This window comes from Cupriavidus sp. 05N40 (assembly GCF_056397305.1).
This window is the reverse complement of the sequence record NZ_JBFTND010000241.1, coordinates 1-10,246: the sequence shown is the minus strand read 5'-3', so window position 1 is coordinate 10,246 and position 10,246 is coordinate 1. Positions and strand designations below refer to the sequence as shown.

Here is a 10,246-nt window from a genome sequence, read left to right as displayed (position 1 = left end):
GGACTGGATACAGCGGGGCTCCGCAGCAAAAGCTGGGATGAGTTCTCGCAAGATGGCGCCCCGCAACTCGATTTCGTTTTCACCGTGTGTGACAAGGCCGCCGGAGAGCTGTGCCCGATATGGCCCGGCCAGCCGATGTCCGCGCACTGGGGCGTGCCCGATCCCGCGGCATGCGAAGGTACCGATGCACAAAAGCAGCAGGCCATCAACGACGCCACCATCACGCTGAAGCGTCGCATCGAACTGTTCCTGTCGCTGCCCTTGCCGAAGCTGGACGCCGTCGCGCTCCAGAAGGCCGTGCGGGACATCGGAACGAGCTGACAGCGTCTCTCTCGCCCGACCCCTAACTTTTTTGCTGCCCCCATGACTACGAACGTCCTGATTCTCTGTACCCACAATTCCGCACGCAGCGTGCTCGGCGAAGGCATGCTGAACCATCTTGCGAAGCAATTTGGCCGCGACATGCGCGCCTACAGCGCTGGCAGTTCGCCAAGCGGCCGCACCAACCCGTTCGCCATCGACGTGCTACGCGAAGCCGGGGTCGACGTAAGCGACTTCCGCAGCAAGAACTGGGACGAGTTCGTCGCCGAAGGCGCGCCCAAGATGCGCGTTGTCATTACTGTCTGCGATAGCGCCGCCGAGGAGGAATGCCCCTATTGGCCCGGCAGCCCGGTCAAGGTGCACTGGGGCTATCCGGATCCGTCGAATACGCAAGGGGGAGACGAGAAGAAGCGGCTCGCGTTCGAACTGACGCGGCAGGCCATCGCCTACCGGATGCTGCAGTTGCTGCTGCTGCCAATCGATGAGATGACCGACGCGGAGTTGCAAGAGACCCTGCAGCGTCTCGCGCGGAGCTAGTTTATGACGAAGATTGATCTGCCACGCCAGATCGCCGGGGAACTCATCGGTACGGCGTTGCTGCTTGCGGTGGTAATCGGATCAGGCATCATGGCCGAGCGGTTGGCTGGCGGGAACGTTGCCGTTGCGCTGTTGGCCAACACACTGGCCACGGTCGGTGGACTTTACGTCCTCATCGAGGTGTTCGGCCCAGTCAGCGGTGCACATTTCAATCCGGCGGTCAGCATCGTGATGGCGCTCCGGGCTGAATTGCCGAGATCTGCCTTGGTTCCGTACATCGTCGCGCAGTTGACCGGCGCGGTATTGGGTGCCTGGCTGGCACATGCCATGTTCGACGTCAGCATCCTTCAGCTTTCTTCCAAGCTCCGCAGTGGGCCAGGCCAATGGATCGCGGAGGCCGTGGCGACGGCCGGGCTGATCCTGGTCATCCTGCGCGCACCGGACGGGCGGGCCCCGGCCATGGTAGCCAGCTACATCGGCGCGGCTTACTGGTTCACGGCTTCGACTTCCTTTGCCAATCCGGCAGCCGCCTTCGGACGGATGTTCAGTGAAAGTTTTGCGGGCATTGCACCGACAAGCGTGCCCGGATTCATGTTCGCGGAACTGATCGGCGCCGGTATCGGGCTGCTGGTCCATACCGCCTTGCTGCCACGTCCAGACGCGCCCGGGCATCCGAACGTCATCGAGGCGTCTGGCCAGCACGCGACGCGCGATGATTGATACGGGAACTGGCAAGTAATACAGGGCCGAGGCCCACCAAGGAAACACAATGTCTGTCACGATCTACCACAATCCTGAATGCGGCACGTCGCGCAACACGCTAGCAATGATCCGCAATGCAGGCATCGAGCCCGAAGTCATCGAGTATCTGGTGACACCGCCCTCGCGTGCAAAGTTGCAGCAGATGATCGCGCAAGCCGGCCTGACCGTGCGTGAAGCGATTCGCGAAAAAGGGACGCCGTACGCGGAACTGGGCCTTGCCGATCCCGCATTGACCGACGATCAGTTGCTCGACGCGATGCTCGCGCATCCGATCCTGATCAACTGGCCGTTCGTCTTGACAGAGCGCGGCGTCCGGCTATGCAGGCCGTCGGAGCTCGTGCTCGACATTCTGCCGTCGCCGCAGCAGGGTCCGTTCACCAAGGAGGATGGCGAGGTCGTCATCGACGCACAGGGTCAGAGGGTCACGCGATGACGGTTGCATTGCCCAATGTCGTGCCGTCAGTGCTCGACACGCCTGACCTGCAGAAGCTCGAGCCAGCGCGTGTCAGCACGCACCCGCCTCGCATCCTGCTGCTCTACGGCTCGCTGCGCGAGACGTCCTACAGCCGGCTGCTGACGCTGGAAGCGCAACGCATCCTGCAGCATTTCGGCGCGGAGACGCGTGTATTCGACCCCCATGGCCTGCCGGTGACCGACAGCGTGCCCGCCGACCATCCGAAGGTTATGGAGCTGCGCAAGCTATCCGAATGGTCCGAAGGTCAGGTCTGGTGCAGCCCTGAGCGCCACGGCACACTGACGGCGGTTTTCAAGAACCAGATCGACTGGCTGCCGCTGGAACACGCCGGCATCCGGCCGACGCAGGGCCGCACGCTGGCGGTGATGCAGGTCTGCGGTGGATCGCAATCCTTCAATGCGGTCAACGCCCTGCGCGTGCTGGGCCGCTGGATGCGGATGGTGACGATCCCGAACCAGTCGTCGGTGGCCAAGGCATACCAGGAGTTCGACACGTCCGGCCGGATGAAGCCCTCTTCCTACTACGACCGTGTGGTCGATGTGATGGAGGAACTGTACAAGTTCACGCTGCTGGTCCGGGACCGGTCCGATTACCTGACCGACCGCTACAGCGAGCGCAAAGAGGCGGCCCCGGCGCACGCGGCGGCGCTGGCTGCCGCGGCGATGGACCACGAGCGGCACGCGGCTGACGCAGACACCGACGACGGCGAAGTCGAGTAGGACAGAACATGGCGAACTCGCCGACTGGTAGTCTCGTGGCCCGACTCGGGGCCGTTACATAGGGATTCCGAGTCATCTCTTCTTGATAGGCTGCAACGGACTAATCGACAAGAGGTTGGACCGGCAGCAAGACAAACGCACATCTGTGATGCGCGACACCGGGCGCATGTGGCCGTGCGAGCAAATCGACGCGCTGGCACAGCCGACGGTCGATATGCAGCGCCTGCCGCGCAAAGCGCGCCAAAGGAGGCCGATGTGATCGCCGCGCGCTCAAATCAGCAGCGGCCCTTCTTCGCCTGCCCAGGCGGGCAGAAGGACTCGTTCCCATACTGGTCAACCCGGCAATTCCCTTTCTTGGCTTGACCGGGAGGGCAGCCATTGCCTTGGCCACCGCCGTAGCCATCGTCGTAAGGAAGCACGGCGCAGCCGCTAAGCAAAGCGCCACAGGCGATCAGCAACAACAAAATGGATTTCATAACTCTTTTTCTGGGGACCTTCGCGGGAGTATATCGGTCGCAATCCCGCTCATTTGTAATAAATAGTGAACCCGGGATCGGGGGTATCCCGTTTTATCGGATCGATCTGCATTGGAATCTTAGTTCGATGGGGTGTCTCCTTGTGATGGCGCATTGTGGGCCCTGCTGAGCCTCCGACTTTGGCGTAACGAAACGCATGGCCGGCCAGGCGGCTGCTGCGCAGATTGCTCCGGAATTCACGAAATAATTCTTATTTCCCTTCACGAAAGGCTTGACGTACGGCATTAAAGATCCTGCGACCCATGAATTGTGATTTGTTGGGTGCACAATACTTTTCGTCCCTCGAAAGTCGCCAAAGATGCAAAGCGCTTTAGGGTACGCGAGGGCAAGTCGCGCCCTGCAGTGGATCCTGTGCAACGCTCGATGAGCCAAGAAAACGAGAGTCCTTTGACCATGAGTGGATTCGCGACTACACTCGCCGCGTAGCGTCTCCGGAACTGGGTCATCCGGGGCAAAAAAGATAAGGAGCGCGAGCATGGGCCACAGAAGCCCGGCGGTGCGATATGGCCGAGAACATCGGCTATTTCGGGAGTTGGGGGTAGTCACGGGGTGCGGCGGCTTGGGTCGCCAGGCTCGGCTCAGGGGTGGCTTTACACTCATCGAGTTGATGATCACCGTGGCAATTATTGGCATCCTTGCCGCCATTGCCTATCCCTCCTATATCCAATTCGTTGTGCGCTCCCATCGCGCAGCGGCGGAGTCGTTCCTGCTGGAAGTCGCCAGCATGCAGGAGCGCTTCCTGGTGGACAACCGGGCCTATGCCACCAGCCTGGCCGCACTCGGCTATGCCAGTCTTCCCAGCACAGTTTCCCCCAGCTACCAGATCACGGTCACTGCGGTCGCAGGCCCGCCACTCGGATATTCCCTGACGGCGGCCCCTCAGGGCACCCAAGCCACGAACGACGCGGCATGTGGAACGTTGACGCTGTCGAATACCGGGGACAAGAGCGTCTCCGGAACGGGTTCGAATTGCTGGAAATAGCCCATGCGAAATACTCATGCATCGAATATAGCCAGCGCCGTCGCGGATCGCGGATTCACGCTAATAGAGCTGCTGGTAGCGTTGACGGTGCTTGCCATCATCGCGTTTGCTGCGGCCCCATCGTTCTCGAGCCTGATCGTGACACAACGCGCACGCAACGCCTCGCTGGATCTTTCCGCCGCGCTGACATTGACGCGCAGCGAGGCAGTCAAGCGCAACAGCAGTGTCACCATGGCCGCCTCCGGCGCCTGGGCCGGGGGTTGGGCCGTGGCCGCCGGCACCGAAAAGGTGCGCAGTTTCGGTCCATATGACGGCATTTCGATCACTAGCAGCGCGGGCAACTCCCTATCGGTCGGTAACGACGGGAGGCCCACTGCCGGCAGCCTGACGTTCCAGGTGGCGCCGTCGGTATCACCTCAGGCAGCCACGACGATCTGCGTGCAGGTAAGCGGAACCGGCCGCGTCGCTCTGGTATCCGGAACATGTACATGAACTCGCGCTCACCCCATGCGTGTAAGCGCTTGCGCCAGTCGGCGCAGCGCGGCGCCACCCTGATCGAGGTTTTGATCTCGGTCGTCATCCTGCTCGTGGCGCTGCTGGGTACCGCAGGCCTGATTGCCCGCTCCAGCCAATCGGAAATGGAATCTTATCAGCGCGTGCAGGCGCTGACATTGCTTCAGGACATGGCCGCCCGACTCAATGCTAACCGCCAGGCTGCAGCCTGCTATGCCAGTGGCGCCACCATTACCAAGGCGGGCAGCGCCACCGTTCCCGCTCCAACTTGCACAGTCGGCACCGCTGCACAGCAATCCATCACAAGTACCGACCTGGCAGCTTGGGGGGCAGCATTGCTTGGCAGCGCGGAGAGCAATGGCGGAGCGACGGTAGGTGCCATGATTGGTGCAATCGGTTGTATCGAAGCCCTTGATGCTACAAACCAGATCTACCGCATCACGGTAGCCTGGCAGGGCCTTGCAAAGACGACCGCGCCGACGCTGCCGTGCGGCAACGGACAATTCGGCAATGACAGCTATCGCCGTGCGGTAAGCATTCAGGTACGCATTGGAGTTCTCTCGTGAATCGGCAGCGCACCGCGATTGCGAAGCGCCTCCGGCAGGGCGGCATGTCGCTGATCGAGTTAATGGTCGGAATGACACTTGGGCTACTGCTCTTGACTGCCCTGGGGAGTCTGTATTATTCCACCACGCGGTCGCGCTCAGAGTTCTCCAATAGTGCCGAGCAGGTGGAAAACGGGCGCTATGTGGTAGACATCGTGGGTCGTGAAGTCGAGCTTGCCGGTTTTTTCGGCGCCGCCAGCGTAGCCAGTGGCGCAACCGTGGCAAGCCCCGCGCTGTGCGCTACATCGCCGGGCGCGCTGGGTTTCGTCAACTCACCGGGGACGGTGCCTGTCGGCCTTCAGGGCTACGCACCGGGTACTGTGGCCCCATGCCTGCCGAACTTGGCTCCGGCATCGGAAATACTTGTGATAAGGCGCGTGTCGACGACGCCCGCGGCGGCGGCCACCGTCGGGCAACCTTATATGCAGGTATCGTACTGTTCCAACGACGCTACATCGTTCGTGTTCGGTGCCAGCGCTCCGGCCTTCACCATGCGCACCAAGGCATGTGACCCGGCTATTACCGCGGAGTTGCGCGCGGCTGTAGTCCGTATCTTTTATCTTGCAGCTTGCGATGTGTGTTCCGGCGCTGGCGACGGCGTACCGACGCTGAAAATGGCGGAATTGTCCGGCGGAGCCTTCCAGGTCAGCTCGGTGGCGCAAGGCATTCAGGATATGCACTTGTCCTACGGCGTGGATCTCGACAGCAACGGCTCCGCCGACTGCTACGTCGGCGACCCTGGTGTGAACAACAGCGCCATTTGCACCTCGGTACCTGCATACGACTGGGCAACTGCCCTCACTAACTGGCAGAACGTCACTTCTGTACGCATTCAGGTCCTTGCCCGCACGCGGCGGACCTCGCTCGGCTGGGCAGACAGCCGCACCTATGATCTCGGACGGCCCACGGTCAGTGGCCCGTTCAACGACGGCTACAAGCGCCATGTCTACGCCCGGGTGGCAAGGCTGGCCAATGTGGCTGGCCGCCGGGAGTAAGTCATGCTAATCGCACAGCGCCGGCAGTCCGGCGCCACTCTGATTGTTACGCTAATTTTCCTTGTTATCTTCTTGCTGATGACGATATCGTTGGTCAGCTCCAGTGTCGTCAATGTGAAGGTCGCCGCTAATCAGCAGCACGGGGTGGAGGCGCAGAATGCCGCGCAGCAAGGCATCGAGCAAGTCATTAGCAAGGACTTCACCGCCAACCCGGCGGCAGCCGCTGCTAGCGTCCCGGTCGATGTGAACGGCGACGGTAGCGCTGACTATACGGCGCAGGTCGCCGCGCCGGTGTGCCAGACCAGCAAGCCGGTAAGGAATGCGGACCTCGATACGTCCAATGCCGACGACGTCTCCTGTTTCGTTGGCAATGGTAACCAGGACACCGGCATCTTGACGGCATCCGGAGGCGGTGGCGGAAATTCACTGTGCAACGCCACGCAATGGGACATAAAGGCCAGCGTCAGCGATAGCGCCGCCACAGCCGCCAGCACCACCTTGCACCAAGGCATCTCAGTGCGCGTGCCTGTCGGCACGGCATGCCCGTAAGCTTGCTGTCAACCCAGATTTCGATTGCCTCACCCCCTGACCTCAGGACCCACAATGCGTCAATTCGCTGAACACGCCGCCTCGCGCATTGCCATCGCCGCGTTACTCGCGCTGTCCGCCTTGCACCAGGCAAAAGCGGAGGACATCGATCTGTACACTGGTTTGCAGCCCCTGGCCGGCAAGCCCAATGTGCTGATCCTGCTCGACAATGCATCGACCTGGGATGCGTCGGCCAGCTTCACCTGCTCCACATCGGGGGTCGTCTCCAGCAATAATGCAGGCAAGGACGTCGGTGCCGAGCAGTGCGCGCTCTACAACGCGGTGTCGTCGATCAAGACCAGCCCCTCACTGCTGGGTAACCTCAATCTCGGCGTGATGATGTTCGGCTCCGGGAGCAACAACGGCGGCAAGTTCAAGTTCCCGTCGGCGGCTCCCTATAAGTTGCCGGTGATGGACAGTAGCGGGGTCGACAGCTTCCTGACCTATGTGAAGACAATCGACCGTCAGGCCGACAACTCCAATAATTCGCAGGTCGGCGGTGGTATGCAGGAGTCGTGGGCTTACTATGCCGGCCAGACTGGCTTGTCCGGCACCAAGTACACCTCGCCCATAGACAATCCGTGTCAGCGCAATTTTGTCATCTATATCGCTAACGCCGTGAACAACGGCAAGCCGCAAGATACAGGCCAGGTTGCCACCGATGCCTTGGTTGCAGCAGGCGCGACTGCAGCTCAGCAACAGCAAATTGTCATTCCCGCTCCCAACAACAAATACCAGAGTAATTGGGGCGACGAATGGGCTCGCTTCATGTACCAGACCGACGTCCAGGGCAACATGGCCAACCGTCAGAACATCGTGACCTACACGATCGCGGTGACCGATAGCAAAAACCCTGACTATGTCCAGTTCGCGAGCAGCATGGCGACCAATGGCGGCGGCAAGACATATGTGGTCCAGCTCGGTGACGTCAATGGGCTGACGTCGGCCTTGCTGCAAATCTTCAACGAGGTGCAGGCCATCAATAGCGTGTTTGCCTCGGTCAGCCTTCCGGCCTCCGTCAATGCCCAAGGTCAGTTCCTCAACCAGGTCTATGTGGGTATGTTCCGCCCGGATGCCACCGCAGCACCGCGGTGGCAAGGCAATCTCAAGCAGTATCAGATCGGCTATGACACCGGCGGCAACATCGTACTGCAGGATGCCAAGGGCAACGCTGCCATCAGCAACGCATCGACGGGCTTCATCTCTCCGAACGCTGTCGGCTTCTGGACGACGGAGCCGCCGCTTTCCTTCGGCGCGGCCGGTTATGGGGCCAGCGCGGTCAGTAATTGGCCTGCTACAGGATACTGGCAGAACAGCCCGTCCAGTGTCGGGTGGGGACTTGATTTCCCTGATGGGGAGGTTGTGGAGAAAGGAGGCGCGGGCGAGATGCTGCGCGCACAGTTGCTGACCAGCCAGACCGGCCGGCAACTGATAACCTGCAATGGCGCGGGTAGTTGCCCGACTAACGGGGCGATGCCGTCATTCGATAGTTCCAATGCGTGGCTGAAGGACGCGAGCGCCACCGGCGGCCTTGCCATTATCAACTCGGGGACCAGCGGCGCGGCCACCATCACCGCCACCGAATTGCCTAAGCTTATCGCCTGGGTACGCGGCCAGGACGTCGCCGCTTCGGATTCCACCAGTCTGGCCGGCACCGAAGCGGAGCCGGGTCCCGGCGGGTCGGTGACCGTGCGCAGTTCGATCCACGCAGACGTACTGCATTCCCGGCCGGCTGTCATCAACTATGGCGGCAGCAAGGGAGTCGTGGTGTTCTACGGCACCAACGATGGCGTGTTCCACGCGATCAACGGAAACCAAACGCAGGGCATTGGCAGCGTGAGGCCGGGCGGCGAGCTATGGGGCTTCATCGCACCGGAGTTCCTTGGCAAGCTCAGCCGTCTCTACACCAACTCTCCGGAGGTGAAGCTCTCGACCACGCCTGCCGGTATCACTCCCGCTCCGGCGCCACGGGATTACTTCTTCGACGGAAGTACCACCGTGATGCAGGACTTGCGCGACGCGGCCAATCCTCGCGTGGTCATTTACCTGACGGCACGCCGCGGCGGGCGGCTGATCTATGCAATCGATGTGACCGATCCCGTCAATCCGCGCTTCCTGTGGAAACGCTCCAATGCTGATATTCCCGAACTCGGCCAGACCTGGTCCCAGCCGCGCATCATGCGCGTGCGCGGCTACGCCAACCCGTTGGTCGTGATGGGCGCGGGCTATGACTCGGCCGAGGATAGCGACCCGTCGCCGGGCGTCGATAGCATGGGGCGCGGCATCGTGGCATTCGATGCCGCCAGTGGTGCCATTGTGTGGAGCGCGCTGCCTAACTGTAGCGGTATGAGCGGTACATGCCTGTCGGTTGCAGGCCTGACCCGGGCCATCCCGTCGGATGTTACTGTGCTCGACCGTAATGGCGACGGTTATATCGAACGCCTGTACGTTGGCGACGTCGGCGGCAATCTCTGGAGAGCCGACTTTGAAACCACCGCGGGCAATGCGCCTGCCAACTGGACGCTTAACAAGCTCGCTGCACTCGGCGGCGCATCCAACACGAATGACGCGCGCAAGTTCTTCTATGCACCCGACGTCATTTCCACTGCTACCTACGATGCCATTACGGCCGGAACGGGTGACCGCGAGCATCCTCTGTACTCGGCCTCGACCACGCAGGGGACTGCTTACAACGTGGTCAATCGCCTCTACATGCTGAAGGATACCAACTTAAGCGGCATGCCGGCCGCCTGGACTCCCATCACAGAGGCGCTCCTCGTCAACAATACGAGCACCACTGCCAAGTACGACGGTACCGGTTCGGGCTTCTACATTACGCTCAGCAATCCCGGCGAGAAAGCAGTGAATGCACCGCTCACCGTGGCCGGAAATACCACCGTTGGCACAAATACACCAGCAGTGCCTCAGGCGGGCATGTGCTACCCCAATCTCGGCATCGCCCGGAGTTATTCCTTCAGCTTCCTTACGGCATCAGGCCAAAACCCACAACGTTCGATTATCCTGGATGGCGGCGGTTTTCCGCCTTCGCCGGTATTCGGCATGGTATCGATTGGCAGCGGCACGACAGCTACCGTTGTGCCGGTTTTGCTCGGTGGCGGTAACCAGACCGGAGCCGGAGGTGGCGACGCCACCTCGGCACTAGGTGCTCAGAAGATCAATATCGCGGGCGTGGGCAAGCGCAAGCGCATCTAC

Annotated in this window: 12 protein-coding genes and 1 pseudogene; 11 read left to right on the top strand and 2 right to left on the bottom strand. The window is 61.4% G+C overall.

Annotation, left to right across the window (positions count from 1 at the left end; genetic code table 11):
- From AC1DO7_RS35700 to arsH, 5 genes are all read left to right on the top strand, one after another.
- On the top strand, positions 1-321 hold a 321-nt coding region (locus AC1DO7_RS35700), incomplete at its 5' end, for a low molecular weight phosphatase family protein (protein ID WP_477117197.1).
- A gap of 42 nt (positions 322-363) precedes the next feature.
- Positions 364-858 (top strand): arsenate reductase ArsC, encoded by a 495-nt coding sequence (locus AC1DO7_RS35695; protein ID WP_441623497.1) that lies wholly within the window; start codon positions 364-366, stop codon positions 856-858.
- A gap of 3 nt (positions 859-861) precedes the next feature.
- Positions 862-1,578, top strand: coding sequence for an aquaporin (locus tag AC1DO7_RS35690; protein WP_441623495.1), 717 nt, complete (start codon positions 862-864; stop codon positions 1,576-1,578).
- A gap of 49 nt (positions 1,579-1,627) precedes the next feature.
- Positions 1,628-2,053 (top strand): arsenate reductase (glutaredoxin), encoded by a 426-nt coding sequence (gene arsC / locus AC1DO7_RS35685; RefSeq protein ID WP_441623493.1) that lies wholly within the window; start codon positions 1,628-1,630, stop codon positions 2,051-2,053.
- Positions 2,050-2,814: an arsenical resistance protein ArsH gene (gene arsH / locus AC1DO7_RS35680; protein WP_441623491.1), complete on the top strand. Its 765-nt coding sequence runs from the start codon at positions 2,050-2,052 to the stop codon at positions 2,812-2,814. Before arsC ends, arsH begins: the two co-directional genes overlap by 4 nt.
- A gap of 275 nt (positions 2,815-3,089) precedes the next feature.
- Here the strand turns inward: arsH and AC1DO7_RS35675 are convergent, their stop codons facing one another.
- Together AC1DO7_RS35675 and AC1DO7_RS35670 are read right to left on the bottom strand one after the other, a co-directional pair.
- Positions 3,090-3,290 carry a hypothetical protein gene (locus AC1DO7_RS35675; protein WP_441623489.1) on the bottom strand — a complete coding sequence of 67 codons (201 nt, stop codon included), beginning with the start codon at positions 3,288-3,290 and terminating at the stop codon, positions 3,090-3,092.
- A 162-nt stretch (positions 3,291-3,452) separates the two neighbouring features.
- A pseudogene (locus AC1DO7_RS35670) lies at positions 3,453-3,569 on the bottom strand (IS110 family transposase); the annotation flags it as partial.
- Positions 3,570-3,909: 340 nt separating this feature from the next.
- On the opposite strand from AC1DO7_RS35670, the gene AC1DO7_RS35665 reads away from it, so the two are divergent.
- The 6 genes from AC1DO7_RS35665 to AC1DO7_RS35640 form a co-directional block, all read left to right on the top strand.
- Entirely contained in the window at positions 3,910-4,332 is a 423-nt protein-coding gene (locus AC1DO7_RS35665) for a type IV pilin protein (RefSeq protein ID WP_441623538.1), read from the top strand.
- Between the two features lie 3 nt (positions 4,333-4,335).
- A complete protein-coding gene (locus AC1DO7_RS35660; RefSeq protein WP_441623487.1) occupies positions 4,336-4,824 on the top strand; it encodes a GspH/FimT family pseudopilin in 489 nt (162 codons plus the stop codon).
- The gene (gene pilV / locus AC1DO7_RS35655) at positions 4,821-5,411 is read left to right on the top strand and encodes a type IV pilus modification protein PilV (RefSeq protein WP_441623485.1); all 591 of its coding nucleotides are present in this window, start codon (positions 4,821-4,823) and stop codon (positions 5,409-5,411) included. Before AC1DO7_RS35660 ends, pilV begins: the two co-directional genes overlap by 4 nt.
- Positions 5,408-6,445 (top strand): PilW family protein, encoded by a 1,038-nt coding sequence (locus AC1DO7_RS35650; protein WP_441623483.1) that lies wholly within the window; start codon positions 5,408-5,410, stop codon positions 6,443-6,445. Before pilV ends, AC1DO7_RS35650 begins: the two co-directional genes overlap by 4 nt.
- Before the next feature lie 3 nt (positions 6,446-6,448).
- Positions 6,449-6,994: a PilX N-terminal domain-containing pilus assembly protein gene (locus AC1DO7_RS35645; protein WP_441623481.1), complete on the top strand. Its 546-nt coding sequence runs from the start codon at positions 6,449-6,451 to the stop codon at positions 6,992-6,994.
- Between the two features lie 54 nt (positions 6,995-7,048).
- Positions 7,049-10,246, top strand: a 3,198-nt coding sequence (locus AC1DO7_RS35640) for a pilus assembly protein (protein WP_477117196.1), incomplete at its 3' end; no start/stop codon positions are given.

Bases quoted from the DNA above. Each gene is read 5' to 3' on its own strand.
- AC1DO7_RS35695 (WP_441623497.1), top strand. From the start codon at position 364: ATGACTACGAACGTCCTGATTCTCTGTACCCACAATTCCGCACGCAGC.
- AC1DO7_RS35690 (WP_441623495.1), top strand. From the start codon at position 862: ATGACGAAGATTGATCTGCCACGCCAGATCGCCGGGGAACTCATCGGT.
- arsC (WP_441623493.1), top strand. From the start codon at position 1,628: ATGTCTGTCACGATCTACCACAATCCTGAATGCGGCACGTCGCGCAAC.
- arsH (WP_441623491.1), top strand. From the start codon at position 2,050: ATGACGGTTGCATTGCCCAATGTCGTGCCGTCAGTGCTCGACACGCCT.
- AC1DO7_RS35675 (WP_441623489.1), bottom strand. From the start codon at position 3,290: ATGAAATCCATTTTGTTGTTGCTGATCGCCTGTGGCGCTTTGCTTAGC.
- AC1DO7_RS35660 (WP_441623487.1), top strand. From the start codon at position 4,336: ATGCGAAATACTCATGCATCGAATATAGCCAGCGCCGTCGCGGATCGC.
- pilV (WP_441623485.1), top strand. From the start codon at position 4,821: ATGAACTCGCGCTCACCCCATGCGTGTAAGCGCTTGCGCCAGTCGGCG.
- AC1DO7_RS35645 (WP_441623481.1), top strand. From the start codon at position 6,449: ATGCTAATCGCACAGCGCCGGCAGTCCGGCGCCACTCTGATTGTTACG.